The organism is Halopseudomonas xinjiangensis (assembly GCF_900104945.1).
Taxonomy (GTDB): Bacteria; Pseudomonadota; Gammaproteobacteria; order Pseudomonadales; family Pseudomonadaceae; genus Halopseudomonas; species Halopseudomonas xinjiangensis.
Genome location: NZ_LT629736.1, coordinates 902,204 through 915,799 on the forward strand (window position 1 = coordinate 902,204; position 13,596 = coordinate 915,799).

Below are 13,596 nucleotides of genomic sequence, written 5' to 3' on the forward strand. Positions count from 1 at the left end.
GCTGGTCTTGGAAAATAACCGCAGCGGCCGGCGAGGGCAAGTTGCCATGCCGGCTATGTGCTTGAATCGGATGGAAAATGCCCCGCATGAAGCGGGGCATTTGAAAGGTCAGACTGGAGGCCAGCCACCCATCTCGCGCCAACGATTGACGATGGCGCAGAACAGATCAGCGGTCTTTTCCGTGTCGTAGCGGGCCGAATGGGCCTCGCGACCGTCGAATTCGATACCCGCCGCGGCGCATGCCTTGGCCAGGACGGTTTGCCCGTAGGCCAGACCGCCGAGGGTGGCGGTATCGAAACAGGAGAACGGGTGAAACGGGTTGCGCTTGATCTGGGTGCGTTCGACGGCGGCGTTCAGAAAACCGAGGTCGAAAAAGGCGTTGTGACCGACCAGCACGGCGCGCTTGCAGCCGGCCGATTTAACCGCCTTGCGCACATGCTTGAAGATTTCGGTCAGCGCATGCTCTTCCTTCACTGCCATGCGCAGCGGATGGTCCAGCTTGATGCCGGTGAACTCCAGCGCCGCCGGTTCGATGTTGGCGCCGTCGAAGGGCTCCACGCGAAAGAAGTAGGTCTGGTCGGGGTAGACCATGCCATCTTCGTCCATGGCTATGACGGTTGCGGCAATCTCCAGCAAGGCGTCGGTCGCCGAATTGAACCCACCACATTCCACATCGACCACCACCGGCAGGAAGCCACGGAAGCGATAGGCGATGGGCGTCTTGTGGCTGGATGGCGCAGGTGCACCGTCAAGCTCGTCTTGATCGTTTTCGCTGTCGTAGTCAAATTCGCTCACAGGCGATCCCTTGCTTCAGGCGGGTTCTATTCCACTCGCCAGTTGATAGTCTCGCCGGCGCGCAATGGAATGACCATATGATCTCCAAAGGGTAGCTGATCCGGCGCGGTCCAGCTCTCGCGGACGAGGGTGATGGTGTCGGTATTGCGGGGCAAACCGTAGTAGTCGGGGCCATTGAAGCTGGCGAAGGCTTCCAGCTTGTCGAGCACGCCGAGCGAGTCGAACGCCTCGGCGTACAGCTCGATGGCCGCATAAGCGGTATAACAGCCAGCGCAGCCGCAACTGGTCTCCTTGGCATGCTGGGCGTGCGGTGCCGAGTCGGTGCCAAGGAAAAACTTGTTCGAGCCCGATACCACGGCGTCACACAGCGCCTGTTGGTGACGCTGACGCTTGAGGATCGGCAGGCAATAGAAGTGCGGGCGGACGCCACCGGCGAGCAGATGATTGCGGTTATATAGCAGGTGGTGGGCCGTGATGGTCGCGCCGATGCGATCCGATGCGCCTTTCACGAACTCGGCCGCGTCAGCGGTGGTGATGTGCTCGAACACCACCTTGAGTGTCGGGAAGCGCTCCACCAGCTTGATCAGCTGCTGATCGATGAAGGCTTTCTCGCGATCGAAGATATCCACATCGGAATGCGTCACTTCACCGTGGACCAGCAAAGGCATGCCGACGTCGGCCATGGCTTCCAGGGCAGGGTAGATGTGCTCGAGTGCGGTAACACCGGAACCGGAATTGGTGGTGGCGCCGGCCGGATACAGCTTGGCGGCAATCGCCTGACCCTTGCTGTAGGCGGCGCGGATGATTTCCGGGCTGGTCTGGTTCGTCAGGTACAGCACCATCAGCGGCTCGAAGATCGAGCCAGCAGGCCGTGCGGCCTCGATACGTTCCCTGTAGCCCTGGGCCTCATCGCCGTTGCGGACCGGCGGGACCAGGTTGGGCATGATGATCGCCCTGGAAAATATGCGTGCCGCATCGCTCACCGTGTTGCGCAGCACTTCGCCGTCGCGCAGGTGAATATGCCAGTCATCGGGGCGGATGATAGTCAGGCGATCGGTCATCGAGGGAGTTCCAGACGGTTGCAATGCCGGCAATGCTACCGGAATCGTCCCGTCTTTCACACCGGCGGCAGGGTAAAGTTTTCCCCGAGCCAGCCGACTTAAGGTCCATAGCACTTCTCATGCCGGAGCCGATTGTGACCCGACTGTTGTCCCTTGTTTTGCTCGCGTTGGCCCTACCGGCGCAGGCCATGACCTTCCAGACGCGCATGGAAGAGGTCAAGTGGTCGGTCGACGGGGACAAGTTCGAGTGTCGTCTGAGCCAGGCCGTGACTGGCTACGGCGAGGCGGTTTTCGTGCGACGTGCGGGCGAGCGGCCGACCTTTCAGCTCAAGGCCTGGAGCAATCTGATGCAGCCCGGCCAGGCCCAGCTCTATAACGATGCGCCGAGCTGGCGCAGTGATCGACGCGCCCGCGTGCTTGGACAGGCGACGGTGAAGGACGGCCCGGTCACGCTGGAAGTGCCCTACCAACAGGCCGGCCAGATGCTCGCGGGCCTGGCTGACGGCTTGCTGCCGACCATTCACCGCGCCGGCTGGGCGAATGCCCCCGATTCCGTTCGGGTGGTGGTGTCCAGCATCGGCTACAAGCAGGCCTGGAGCGAGTTTCAGAACTGCATCAGCGGTCTGTTGCCGATGAACATCGACCAGATATCCCGCAGTGCCGTGAGCTTTGCCAGCGGCGGCACCAGGCTGGATCCCGGCGCGAAATCCTTGCTGGATACTGCTCTGGCTTATCTGGAAGCCGATCCGGATATCGAGACAGTGCAGCTCGATGCGCATTCCGACAACGTGGGTGACCGGCTGACCAACCGCGAGCTGTCCCGCCAGCGGGCACTGGCCGTGCAGAGCTACCTGACCGAACATGGCGTAGCGGAAGAGAAGATCACCATGCGGTTTCATGGCGATCGCTATCCGGTAGCCAGCAACGCCACAGCCGTGGGCCGCGCCAAGAACCGCCGCGTAACCCTGCGACTGGAAAAGCCCTGACGGCCCCGGTCGCCGCGAGTCGCGCCTCCCACCAAACATCTGCCGTGCTTCCGTGACCCGCGGCCAGGTGCGCTCCTACGGCGCACATCGCTGTCTTTATATGTAGGAGCGGGCATGACCGCGAAGCAGCTTGCACGGTTGCCGTTTTTCCCGCCTCCGCTTTCGCGCCCAGGTGCGCTCCTACGATGCAAATCGCTGTCTTTATGTAAGGGCGGACCTGGCCGCGAAGAAGAATCCGCAGAACCCCTTCGCGCCCAGGTGCGCTCCTAGACGACCGGCATTTACCCTGCGCTCGGCGTCCCCTGTCAATCACAGCGCCCGGACGCTAGAATGGCGTCCTTTGGCCGGCGCGGCTGCGACGGCGGGGCGAATCTTCAAGGGAGCGCGTAATGTCTGATGTGAAAAAAGTCGTACTGGCTTACTCCGGTGGCCTGGATACGTCGGTAATCCTCAAGTGGCTGCAAGATACCCACAACTGCGAGGTCGTTACCTTCACGGCTGATCTGGGGCAAGGTGAGGAAGTCGAGCCTGCCCGCGCCAAGGCGAAAGCCATGGGCGTCAAGGAAATCTACATCGATGACCTGCGCGAAGAATTCGTCCGCGACTTCGTGTTCCCGATGTTCCGCGCCAACACAGTCTATGAAGGCGAGTACCTGCTGGGCACATCCATCGCCCGTCCGCTGATCGCCAAGCGTCTGATCGAAATCGCCAACGAGACCGGCGCTGACGCCATCTCCCACGGCGCGACCGGCAAGGGTAACGACCAGGTTCGCTTCGAGCTCGGTGCCTACGCACTCAAGCCTGGCGTGAAAGTGATCGCGCCCTGGCGTGAATGGGATCTGCTCTCGCGCGAGAAGCTGATGGATTACGCCGAGAAGCACAACATTCCGATCGAGCGTCACGGCAAGAAGAAGTCCCCGTACTCGATGGACGCCAACCTGCTGCACATCTCCTATGAAGGTGGCGTGCTGGAAGACACCTGGACCGAGCACGAAGAAGACATGTGGCGCTGGACCAAGTCGCCCGAAGCCGCACCGGACACCCCAACCTACATCGAGCTGTCGTACCGCAACGGTGACATCGTCGCCATCGACGGCAAGGACATGAGCCCGGCCGACGTGCTGGCCTACCTGAACAAGGTCGGTGGCGAAAACGGCATCGGCCGGTTGGACATCGTCGAAAACCGCTTCGTCGGCATGAAATCCCGCGGCTGCTACGAAACCCCCGGCGGCACCATCATGCTCAAGGGCCACCGCGCCATCGAGTCGATCTGTCTGGACCGCGAAGTCGCGCACCTGAAAGACAGCCTGATGCCCAAGTACGCCGAGCTGATCTACAACGGCTTCTGGTGGAGCCCGGAGCGCCTGATGCTGCAACAGATGATCGATGCATCGCAAGCCAATGTGAACGGAGTGGTGCGTTTGAAGCTCTATAAGGGCAACGTCATCGTCGCCGGCCGCAAATCGGATGATTCGCTGTTCGATGCGAACATCGCGACCTTCGAAGATGATGCTGGCGCGTACGACCAGGCCGATGCGGGTGGCTTCATCAAGCTGAACGCCCTGCGCATGCGCATTGCAGCGGGCAAGGGTCGCAAGCTGCTCTAAGGCGTCTACGGGCTGCGTGCATTCTTGTTCGCGGTCATGCCCGCTCCTACAAGGTCCGCGCTTGGCTGAGGGGTTGTTGTAGGAGCGCACCTGGGCGCGAAGGGGTTTGGTGCATTCTTCTTCGCGGTCATGCCTGGGCGGCCCCGCCCGCTCCTACACGGTCCGTCCGCTCCTACGGGCCTGGATTTTGCATTCATCTGGCAGGCAACGTTCTGCTGCAAACGGGGGAACACCATGCGCATACTCCATACCATGCTGCGTGTCGGCGATCTGGAAAAATCCATCGCCTTCTACACCGAAGTGCTGGGCATGACGTTGCTGCGGCGCAAGGATTATCCCGACGGTCGCTTCACCCTGGCCTTCGTCGGCTATGGCAACGAAGCCGAGAACAGCGTGCTCGAACTGACGCACAACTGGGACACGGATCATTACGACCTGGGCAGCGGCTACGGCCATATTGCCATCGAGGTCAAGGACGTCTACCTGGCCTGCGAGCAGATCAAGGCCGCTGGCGGCAAGGTCGTCCGCGAGCCCGGCCCGATGAAACACGGCACCAGTGTGCTGGCCTTCGTCGAGGATCCGAACGGGTACCGTATCGAGTTGCTGTCTGGCCGATCAGGCGCGGCCGCTAACAGCTGATTCCAGGCGAGGGCAGGGCATGAACCTTGGGCTGATTGCCGTTGTCTCGCTCATCTTCCTCGGCATGTACTATCAGGCGCGCCGGCGCAAGCGCGCCGAGTATGTGCGCGGGCGCGCCAAGGCGTTTGAGCTCGTCAAGCTGTTGCGCCGCTTGCTGGAACATACGCAGCGTCACCGCGGCCTCTGCTTCGGCGTGATGTCTGGCGAGTCGATCCTTGATGGGGAACGTTGGGCTTCTGAGCAGCAAGTGCTCGCCATCCTGACCGAAGCCCAGGAATTCGAAGCCAGCCTGAAGTGGTACGACAGCTGGCAACAGGCCGCCCATGAGTGGGATGAGATCCAGCGAAGCCAGGCAGAAAAGGCTCCGGCTGAGACGGTATTGGTGTTGCATCATCAGATGATAGGCCACCTGCTCGACGTCGTCCGGGCTATCGCCATCCCCCACGATCTGGTGCCCCTCGGCGCGTTGTCGGCGACGCCGGCCGGCAGCTGGCTGGAACTGCTCGAGCACACCGAGCTGGTCGGTAAGGCTCGTGCCATCGGCACCGGCATCGCTGCGCACCGCCAGAACACCTCCTCCCAACGGCACGAGCTCGCTCGGCTGCGGCAACTTCTCAGCAAGCAACCCTATGAATGCCTGGCCCAGCTGGATGGAGATCCGGAGTTACGACCATTGGTCAATCAGGCCGTAATGGAGACCGAACGCCGCCTGGATCTGTTGCTGGATCTGATCGACAAGCTACTTGCTGCGGCCGCGGGTAAAAGCGTGCATTCCGCCGTTTACTTTCGCACGGCTACGCAGGCAATCAACGGCTTGCTGGGCTTGGTGGATTTGCTGCTGGACCGTCTCGAGCTGCCTAGCCAGGCGTAATCCCGCGAATCCGCGTAGCTATATCAGCCGCATACAGGTCAGTCATGCCTGCAATGAAGTCGATCACTCTCAGATAGCTCGAATACAGGTCCCAGCCCTGCTTGGGCGCGTTGTTGCCCATCAGATCGAGAATGCGCTGGTGCTTGAAGCTCAAGTTCTCGCCGGCATGCAGCTCGTTCACTGCACCACAAAAGGCATCGAGCAGCGTTTCGAGCGTGCTGTAGGCGCCAATCTCGTGCAGCGTTTTGCGTTTGTCCTGGAAGATACGCTCCCGCGCCATGTTCTTTGCCGCCAGCACGCAGCGGCGGGCGTTGTCATGCATGTGCTCGACCAGATCACCCTTCAGCGTGCCGGCCAGCAGGGCAGGTTGTTGCTCAAGGAATGCCTGGGCTGCGGCGTTGACCAGATGTTCGATGGCCTTGCCGCGCAGAATCGCCAGCTTGCGCCGAGTCGAATCCTTAGGGCCCAGCTGGCGGTAGGTTTCGGGGAGGTCACCGTCAACGAGATCCAGTAGCAGCCGCTCGACCTCGGCATAGTCGAGCAATTCCATTTCCATGCCGTCTTCCAGATCGATCAGGCCGTAGCAGATGTCGTCGGCTGCTTCGACCAGATACACCAGCGGATGACGGCCCCAGCATTGTTCCTCCTGCATCGGCAGGCCGAGCTTCTCGGCAATCTGCTCAAGCAGCGGAAACTCGGCCTGGTAGCAGCCGAACTTGTGCTTCTTGTAGCCCAAGCTGTCAGCGTGGCGCGATGTCCAGGGATACTTGAGATAGGCACCCAGCGTGGCATAGGTCAGGCGCATGCCGCCTTCGAACTGGTGATATTCCAGCTCGGTCAGCACGCGAAAGCCCTGGGCGTTGCCTTCGAAATTCAGAAAGTCGCTGCGCTGGGCATTGGTTAGAGGATCGAGCCAGCCCTGCCGTGCGGCCTGATGGAACCAGTGGCGTATGGCATCTTCGCCCGAATGACCGTATGGCGGGTTGCCGATGTCGTGGGCCAGGCAGGCGGCCTGGACGATCACGCCGAGATCGGCCGGCTGGCACCATTCGGGCAGGTCGCCACGCAGCATCTCGCCAACCCGCATGCCCAGCGATCGACCGACGCAGCCGACTTCCAGGCTATGGGTGAGGCGCGTATGGATATGGTCGTTACTGGAGACCGGATGCACCTGGGTTTTCTTGCCCAGTCGGCGGAACGCCCCAGAAAAGATGACCCGGTCGTGGTCCTTGTGGAAGGGCGTGCGCCCCAGTTCATCGCTGGCGGCGGCCAGCTTGCCCAGGCGCTCGCGGCACAGCAGTGTTTCCCAATCCATTCGGTCCTCCCGTCTGACCGTTGAGTATGTGTGATGCCGCCGGCGCTGCCAAGCGTCGCCCAAGTGCTCGCGCCGGTTCTGTAGCGAATCGATACGCGCTAGAATGCGCGCCTTTCCACCCCCGCGGACCGCCATGACCACCACGCTGCAACTCACTCTGTTCGGTACCCAGGCCTGCCATCTGTGCGAGGAAACGCTCTATATTCTCCGGCCGCTGACGGGCAATGGCGTAGCTGTGCGTGAGGTCGACATCGTCACCGATCAGACCCTGCTGGAGCGCTATCAGTTGCGCATTCCAGTACTGCGTCGTGAAGACACCGGCGAGGAGCGTGACGGTCCGTTCACGCTTGGCCAGCTGCTCGATTGGCTGGGCGATGCACTGGGGGAGGAGGGCTGACATGGCGCAACGAGTGACCGATTTTTGGAAACGCAAGACTCTCGCCGAGATGGATCAGGACGAGTGGGAATCGCTGTGTGATGGTTGCGGACTCTGCTGCCTGCAAAAGCTCGAAGACGAGGATGATCCACAGGCGATCTATTACACGCGTATCGCCTGCAAGCTGCTGGATCGCAAGTCCTGCCAGTGCAGCAACTACGCGAACCGCCGCCAGCAAGTGCCTGATTGTATTCAGCTAACACCCAAGGATGCCGAGGATTTCGGCTGGCTGCCGCCCACCTGTGGTTATCGTCTGGTGGCGGAGGGCGAAGATTTGCCGCCGTGGCATCATCTGGTGTGTGGGGACCGCCAGGCCGTGCACCACAGCGGCATATCCCAGTCCGGACGCATGCTGGCCGAAGATTCGGTTGCCGAAGACGATTGGGAAGAGCACATCATCTTCCGGGTGGGTTAAAAACCATCGCGCCGAGGGGGCGTTCCTACTGATTCCATGCGCACGGCAGGCTGTAGGAGGCGCGACTCGCGGCGACCGGGTCGGGCCAGTCACGCAGAACAGGACGCGTAGCGAACACCGTCACGGCGGGTCGCCCCTCCCGCAAACCGGAAACCAACCGCCCGGCTCACAAGCCGCAATCGCATACTGGGCCCGCTATGGGGTCTGCGCCCGATTCGGCGTTGATGCTGTTGGGAAACCCTTCGCGGTCATGCCCGCTCCTACGACAGCCCAGGCCGGACGTTCTGCGGTAGGAGCGCACCTGGGCGCGAAAGCGATGCCCAATATGTACTCCGCGCCCAAAATCAAACCCCATCTCGCCAAGGGCGGCGCTTCTACAGAGGGCACCGCCCGGGGCCAGACCTACTGCTGAATCTGCAGGTCCCGGAGTTTGATATACAGGTACCGAATCTGGTCGTACTCGAACGGCGTATCCAGCGCACCATAGCGGAACGGGGTGCGATAACGCAGATCGATGGCGTACAGAGGATAGGTCCAGGTATTGTCGTTCATGAACTCGCTGGCATGCAGCGGATCCAGGCCGCTGTGAATGCCCCAGTCGACAACCCGCCCGGTGGTATCACGCAGGGTCGAAGGTCCGATGAAAGGCAGCACCAGGTAAGGTCCAGCCGGCGAGCCATAGAACCCCATGGTCTGGCCAAAATCTTCCGACTCCTGGGGCAGTCCCATCTTCTCCGCCACATCGAACAGCCCCAACACACCCAGCGTGCTGTTGAACAGCAACCGTGCGGTGGTACGCATGCCTTTCTCGACCTTGCCCTGGGCCAGGCTGTTTGCAAGGTTGGGCACGTCGTTGATGTTGCGGAAGAAGTTGGATACACCGCTGCGGACAAAGCGCGGCGTGACGGTTACGTAGCCGCGGACCACCGGGATGTACACACGCTCGTCGAATTCGGCGTTGAAACGATAGACGTAGCGGTTGAACCCCTCAATCGGGTCGTGAACATCCAGCGCTCTCAGGCTGGAGCGTTCGAACTGGAACTCGGTGTTGTCGTTTCGATCGATTGAGAGGCTTTCGAGCGGATCGCGGTACTCCGGAATCTCGCGGTCCTGAGCGGTGGCGGAAACCGTGACGCAGGCCAGGGCCAGCGCGGCCAGATGCTTATTGCTGATCATCGGCTGCTCCTTGTACGAACGACAGCATGCGGCTCACGACGTCCTTATGTTGAAGATTGCCGCCATGCCCCCCTCGTGGGTACAGGAAGGCGCGCTCGCCGAATACATCGGCCAGGTAGTAATAGTCCTCACGACCGAGGATGAAATCGTCCGCGGCGGTGACAACGGCGATGTGCTCATTACCGCGAAGATAGCTGTCGATGCTCTGCAGACTGGTGCGGTAGGCCATGTCTTCAACCGACAGGCCAGCGTTGCGCGACTGCCAGTCGGGCCAGAGCTGGGTTTCCATATAACAGCCGAAGTCACAGAACAGCGCGCGGCGCAGATATGGCGTCAGGGAGGTGCCCACGGTGAGTTCTTCCTTCGGCGGCGCGTACTGTCCACCACCGGAAATCAGATCGGCCATGAAATTCAAATCAGCCGCGGCGAAGCGGAACACCGCCCCGATCAACAGTGCCAGTTCCTCGTCGGTCAACGCCTCGCCGGACTCCTGAATCTCGTAGAACAGACCGGCACCTGGATCGATGCCCCCACGGGCGGCGAAGTAGCGCGACAGCTTGCCGAAAATGTGTTCGTAGAAGCTGTCGCCGCCATCGACGCCCTCGACCTCGGTATACGCCAGCCGATCCAGTCGCTTCACCGAGTTGAAGAGATCGACCGGCGGGTTCATCAGCATGATGCGGTCGAAGTTGAACTGACCCAGATGAGAGTCCAGCTCGCCGACAAAGGCGGCGTGCAGTGCGCCGAGACTGAAACCGGACAGGTGATACTTGGTGATTTCGATATCCTTTTCTTCGCGAGCCTTGTCCACCGCTCGGGACATCGCCGTGTGCAGATCTCTCGCGTCCAGATAACCCAGGCCGGGGAGACCGGTGGTCGACGCTGCTGCGATGAAGTCGTAATTGCTCGGCGATGACAGCACGATCACGTGCATCCCGGCGGCCCAGTACAGACGCTTGAAGTAGTCCATGCGCTGGGTGTCGAAGCCGGACCCGGTGCCGGCGATGAGGAACATCAGCGGGGCGGGTTCATCCTGCCAGGCGAGATTGAAATGCAGACGTTCGAATTCCGAAATGAGAGGCGGCAGGTCGCGCTCCGGAATAACCTGCACCGACAGTTCTTCCTGCTGAACGTCTCTTTCCCGCGGTACTTCGGCCATCTGCTCCGCGGGCGCGCCGGAGATGGTGGCTACGAACGCATTGGATTCATTGAAGGAAAAATCATCCGCCGATAACGCCGGCATCCACAAGCTGGCGAATACCAGACTGACACTCAGAACCACACGCTTCATGGGCTATCCCTGTTGTTTCGACAAACGTACCTGTAACGGCTTTGCGCGGCTACGGTACCTGCATGACAACCAGGCCGGCCCATCACGCCTGGAAAATGGGCGGCGGCAGGCTGCTACTGTTGTTGCGTCTGGTTTCGAACCGCTTCCAGGCCTTCTCGTGGAAGTAGAAAGCCACGGTGTTCACGGCCGGCTCGATCAGAGCGACAGCTCCGCCGAGCAGCAAGCTTCCGGTCATCGCGTATACGACACCAAAAGCGATGGAAAAGTGCATGACAGCGAAGGTTATAGTCTTGGTCACGGCGTTCACCCCTGAATTCGGTTAATGGGAATCATTCCCGATGAATTCACTATAGGGTGCCGCAAGATCTCGCGGAAACAGAATTGTGCAATGACCCTGATTGTGTCGCTATATCGAACCCGTTTCCGACGAAAAACCCCGCTCTAGCGGGGGTTTACGGAATCACAGATCGAAGTCGTAATCGGAGAGCTGCTTTTGCAAGCGACGCTCTTCGAGGTAATTGTCGATGAGTCGACGCTTGGTGAGACTGGCCTTGGTATTCAGGGAGGGATCCGCCTCAGGCGCATCGTCCTCTTCCACAAAGTCCTCGTCGTCCAGCTCGATCTCGGTTTTCGCTTTGGCCATGACTCAACTCCACAATGAAGATGCCATTTGCGCACCTTATAGCGGCAGCCGAGATTCTGCGGAAATAAAATTTTTCAATCAGACGATAGATATTTCGAAGATTCTCAGTCGCTGGTCTTGTGGCGGTATTCGCACAGGTCCTCGATCCGGCAACTACCGCATTGCGGCTTGCGCGCCTTGCACACATAACGGCCGTGCAGAATCAGCCAGTGGTGCGCGTCGACCCGAAATTCCTTCGGCACGACCTTCAGCAGCTTCTTTTCCACCTCCACCACGTTCTTGCCCGGCGCAACATTGGTGCGATTGCTGACGCGGAAGATATGGGTGTCGACGGCCATTTCGGGGTGGCCGAAGGCGGTGTTGAGAATGACATTAGCCGTCTTGCGACCAACGCCGGGCAGCGCTTCGAGCTGTGCGCGGTTTTCCGGCACCTGGCCGCCGTGCTCGTCGATCAGCATCTTGCAGGCAGCGATCACGTTGCGCGCCTTGGTGTTGTAGAAGTTGATGGTCTTGATGTAGTGCGACAGACCTTCGACGCCCAGGGCGTAGATCGCCTCCGGCGTGTTGGCAACCGGGAAGAGTTTGTCGGTGGCCTTGTTCACGCCAACGTCTGTGGCCTGCGCCGACAACGCCACCGCGACCAGCAGCTCGAAGGGCGAGCTGAACTTGAGTTCGGTGGTGGGGTGGGGGTTGTCTTCGCGGAAGCGGCGGAAGATCTCGTAGCGTTTTTCTTTGTTCATCGATTTTTGGCGTCGCGGGCGATGCGCGATTCTAGCGCGGCGAGGGCGCGGATCCTACCCGGCAAGCCCCCAATGTAGGAGCGGACCTGGCACGAAAGCGGAGTCCGAGCATCCTTCTTCGCGGTCATGCCCGCTCCTACGAGGGCGGGCGCTTCGGATGTAGGAGCGCACCTGGGCGCGAAGGGGTTTGGTGCGTTCTTCTTCGCGGCCGGGTGCGCTCCTACAAACACCGGGGGTAGAAGTGGTAGCAACCCCGCCCGATCTCAACCGATCGTCCCGGTCACCCGCACCCGCTTGGCTCCACCAACCGGTTTCGCCGCATTCGCCGCCGCCCGCGCCTTGATATGCGCATCGATCCCATTCTTCATGGCAATCAACAACCCCATGAAAATGAACGCCCCCGGCGGCAGGATCACGAACAGCACTTCCTTGTAATTCGGAAACACCACCACTTCCCAGCTCGCCGCCATCGGCCCAAGCAGCAATTCCATGCCGCCGAACAACCGCCCAAAGCCGACCAGTTCACGCAGCATGCCCAGCACCAGCAGCACCAGCGCAAACCCCAGACCCATCATGAAGCCATCGGTCAGCGACGGCAGGATCGGGTTCTTCGAGGCATAGGCATCCGCCCGGCCAAGAATGGCGCAGTTGGTCACGATCAGCGGAATGAAGATACCGAGAATCTGATACAGCTCGAAGGTGAACGCCTGCATCAGCAGTTCGATACAGGTGGTCAGCGCGGCGATGATCATGACGAACGCCGGCAAACGGACAGCGTCGGTCACCGCACTGCGGATCAGCGACACCGCCAGGTTCGAGCCGGTCAGTACCAGAATGGTCGCAATGCCCAGGCCCAGCGCATTGACCGCCGTGCTGCTCACACCCAGCAGCGGGCACAAGCCGAGCAACTGAACCAGCCCGGGGTTGTTATGCCACAGGCCGTCAGCGGTGATGTCGGTGAACTCAGTACTGGCCACTAGTAGGCTCCTGTTCCAGCTGCAGCAGCTGGGCACGGTTTTCTTCGAAGTACTGCAGGGCACGATACACCGCCTGCACCACAGCGCGGGGGGTGATGGTCGCACCGGTGAAGGAGTCGAACTCGCCGCCATCCTTCTTCACCGCCCAGCCGTCCGGCTCGGGCATGCTCAGGCTGGTGCCATTGAAGCTCAAAATCCACTCACTTTTGGCGCGCTCGATCTTGTCACCCAGCCCCGGCGTTTCACGGTGGCTGAGCACCCGCACCCCGGCTACGTCGCCATTGGCGCGAATGCCCACCATCATGTCGATCCGCCCGCTGTAACCATCCGGCGCGATCACCGGCAGGATCACCGCAACCACCTCGCCATCCTGCCGTCCACGGTAGGCCACGGAGGGGCGGGGCAGGTTGAGGTATTTCTGGTCCTCGACGACAAAGGTGTCTTCCAGCAGGTCGTTGTCATGCTCCGAGTGCGGCAGAATCTCGACCAATGCGCTCATTTGCGCACGACGTTGTTCGTCGGCGATGCGCCCGGCGGTGCCTTGCTGGGTAACAGCGATCAGCCCCACCGTGACCATGGCGAACACGCCAAGGATGACGCTGTTGCGCAGGACCGAACCGCCGGCTGTGATCGGGTTTTCCATG

16 protein-coding genes are annotated in these 13,596 nt (G+C 60.9%); 6 read left to right on the plus strand and 10 right to left on the minus strand.

Annotated features, from left to right (window positions below):
• Positions 1-108 precede the first annotated feature (108 nt).
• Complete coding sequence (rnt, locus tag BLT85_RS04045) at positions 109-795, minus strand: ribonuclease T (protein ID WP_093391948.1); 687 nt, start codon at positions 793-795, stop codon at positions 109-111.
• 26 nt (positions 796-821) lie between these two features.
• A complete protein-coding gene (gene pyrC, locus BLT85_RS04050) occupies positions 822-1,856 on the minus strand; it encodes a dihydroorotase (RefSeq protein ID WP_093391949.1) in 1,035 nt (344 codons plus the stop codon).
• A 134-nt stretch (positions 1,857-1,990) separates the two neighbouring features.
• Here pyrC and BLT85_RS04055 point away from each other — a divergent pair, with 134 nt between their 5' ends.
• The 4 genes from BLT85_RS04055 (at position 1,991) to BLT85_RS04070 (ending at position 5,959) form a co-directional block, all read left to right on the plus strand.
• Positions 1,991-2,842 (plus strand): flagellar protein MotY, encoded by an 852-nt coding sequence (locus BLT85_RS04055; RefSeq protein ID WP_157718118.1) that lies wholly within the window; start codon positions 1,991-1,993, stop codon positions 2,840-2,842.
• Between the two features lie 389 nt (positions 2,843-3,231).
• Positions 3,232-4,449, plus strand: a complete 1,218-nt coding sequence (locus tag BLT85_RS04060) for an argininosuccinate synthase (RefSeq protein WP_093391951.1) — start codon at positions 3,232-3,234, stop codon at positions 4,447-4,449.
• Between the two features lie 234 nt (positions 4,450-4,683).
• Positions 4,684-5,088 carry a lactoylglutathione lyase gene (gene gloA / locus BLT85_RS04065; protein WP_093391952.1) on the plus strand — a complete coding sequence of 135 codons (405 nt, stop codon included), beginning with the start codon at positions 4,684-4,686 and terminating at the stop codon, positions 5,086-5,088.
• Positions 5,089-5,107: 19 nt separating this feature from the next.
• Positions 5,108-5,959 (plus strand): nitrate- and nitrite sensing domain-containing protein, encoded by an 852-nt coding sequence (locus BLT85_RS04070; protein WP_093391953.1) that lies wholly within the window; start codon positions 5,108-5,110, stop codon positions 5,957-5,959.
• On the opposite strand, the gene BLT85_RS04075 is transcribed toward BLT85_RS04070, so the two are convergent.
• Positions 5,946-7,274 (minus strand): deoxyguanosinetriphosphate triphosphohydrolase, encoded by a 1,329-nt coding sequence (locus BLT85_RS04075; RefSeq protein ID WP_093391954.1) that lies wholly within the window; start codon positions 7,272-7,274, stop codon positions 5,946-5,948. The genes BLT85_RS04070 and BLT85_RS04075 overlap by 14 nt on opposite strands.
• Before the next feature lie 133 nt (positions 7,275-7,407).
• Between BLT85_RS04075 and BLT85_RS04080 the strand changes: the two genes are divergently transcribed.
• Together BLT85_RS04080 and BLT85_RS04085 are read left to right on the plus strand one after the other, a co-directional pair.
• Positions 7,408-7,671, plus strand: coding sequence for a glutaredoxin family protein (locus BLT85_RS04080; protein ID WP_093391955.1), 264 nt, complete (start codon positions 7,408-7,410; stop codon positions 7,669-7,671).
• A 1-nt stretch (position 7,672) separates the two neighbouring features.
• Positions 7,673-8,125 (plus strand): YcgN family cysteine cluster protein, encoded by a 453-nt coding sequence (locus BLT85_RS04085; protein WP_093391956.1) that lies wholly within the window; start codon positions 7,673-7,675, stop codon positions 8,123-8,125.
• Between the two features lie 402 nt (positions 8,126-8,527).
• On the opposite strand, the gene BLT85_RS04090 is transcribed toward BLT85_RS04085, so the two are convergent.
• From BLT85_RS04090 to rsxG, 7 genes are all read right to left on the minus strand, one after another.
• Entirely contained in the window at positions 8,528-9,301 is a 774-nt protein-coding gene (locus BLT85_RS04090; RefSeq protein ID WP_093391957.1) for an MlaA family lipoprotein, read from the minus strand.
• Complete coding sequence (locus BLT85_RS04095; protein WP_093391958.1) at positions 9,288-10,592, minus strand: hypothetical protein; 1,305 nt, start codon at positions 10,590-10,592, stop codon at positions 9,288-9,290. The genes BLT85_RS04090 and BLT85_RS04095 overlap by 14 nt, the downstream gene beginning before the upstream one ends.
• An 82-nt stretch (positions 10,593-10,674) precedes the next feature.
• A complete protein-coding gene (locus tag BLT85_RS04100) occupies positions 10,675-10,863 on the minus strand; it encodes a DUF2061 domain-containing protein (RefSeq protein WP_231701576.1) in 189 nt (62 codons plus the stop codon).
• A 189-nt stretch (positions 10,864-11,052) separates the two neighbouring features.
• Positions 11,053-11,235 (minus strand): PA3496 family putative envelope integrity protein, encoded by a 183-nt coding sequence (locus BLT85_RS04105; RefSeq protein WP_093391959.1) that lies wholly within the window; start codon positions 11,233-11,235, stop codon positions 11,053-11,055.
• A gap of 104 nt (positions 11,236-11,339) precedes the next feature.
• A complete protein-coding gene (gene nth / locus BLT85_RS04110; RefSeq protein ID WP_093391960.1) occupies positions 11,340-11,975 on the minus strand; it encodes an endonuclease III in 636 nt (211 codons plus the stop codon).
• A 263-nt stretch (positions 11,976-12,238) separates the two neighbouring features.
• Positions 12,239-12,952, minus strand: a complete 714-nt coding sequence (locus tag BLT85_RS04115) for an electron transport complex subunit E (RefSeq protein WP_093391961.1) — start codon at positions 12,950-12,952, stop codon at positions 12,239-12,241.
• On the minus strand, positions 12,939-13,595 hold the full coding sequence (gene rsxG / locus BLT85_RS04120; RefSeq protein ID WP_093391962.1) for an electron transport complex subunit RsxG: 657 nt from the start codon (positions 13,593-13,595) through the stop codon (positions 12,939-12,941). Before rsxG ends, BLT85_RS04115 begins: the two co-directional genes overlap by 14 nt.
• Between the last annotated feature and the right edge of the window lies 1 nt (position 13,596).

What these genes read in the sequence shown, in the direction of transcription:
- BLT85_RS04080 (WP_093391955.1), top strand. Translation starts at nt 7,408, where the DNA reads ATGACCACCACGCTGCAACTCACTCTGTTCGGTACCCAGGCCTGCCAT.
- gloA (WP_093391952.1), top strand. Translation starts at nt 4,684, where the DNA reads ATGCGCATACTCCATACCATGCTGCGTGTCGGCGATCTGGAAAAATCC.
- BLT85_RS04100 (WP_231701576.1), bottom strand. Translation starts at nt 10,863, where the DNA reads ATGCACTTTTCCATCGCTTTTGGTGTCGTATACGCGATGACCGGAAGC.
- BLT85_RS04095 (WP_093391958.1), bottom strand. Translation starts at nt 10,592, where the DNA reads ATGAAGCGTGTGGTTCTGAGTGTCAGTCTGGTATTCGCCAGCTTGTGG.
- BLT85_RS04060 (WP_093391951.1), top strand. Translation starts at nt 3,232, where the DNA reads ATGTCTGATGTGAAAAAAGTCGTACTGGCTTACTCCGGTGGCCTGGAT.
- BLT85_RS04075 (WP_093391954.1), bottom strand. Translation starts at nt 7,274, where the DNA reads ATGGATTGGGAAACACTGCTGTGCCGCGAGCGCCTGGGCAAGCTGGCC.
- BLT85_RS04090 (WP_093391957.1), bottom strand. Translation starts at nt 9,301, where the DNA reads ATGATCAGCAATAAGCATCTGGCCGCGCTGGCCCTGGCCTGCGTCACG.
- BLT85_RS04085 (WP_093391956.1), top strand. Translation starts at nt 7,673, where the DNA reads ATGGCGCAACGAGTGACCGATTTTTGGAAACGCAAGACTCTCGCCGAG.
- rsxG (WP_093391962.1), bottom strand. Translation starts at nt 13,595, where the DNA reads ATGGAAAACCCGATCACAGCCGGCGGTTCGGTCCTGCGCAACAGCGTC.
- BLT85_RS04105 (WP_093391959.1), bottom strand. Translation starts at nt 11,235, where the DNA reads ATGGCCAAAGCGAAAACCGAGATCGAGCTGGACGACGAGGACTTTGTG.
- BLT85_RS04070 (WP_093391953.1), top strand. Translation starts at nt 5,108, where the DNA reads ATGAACCTTGGGCTGATTGCCGTTGTCTCGCTCATCTTCCTCGGCATG.
- nth (WP_093391960.1), bottom strand. Translation starts at nt 11,975, where the DNA reads ATGAACAAAGAAAAACGCTACGAGATCTTCCGCCGCTTCCGCGAAGAC.
- pyrC (WP_093391949.1), bottom strand. Translation starts at nt 1,856, where the DNA reads ATGACCGATCGCCTGACTATCATCCGCCCCGATGACTGGCATATTCAC.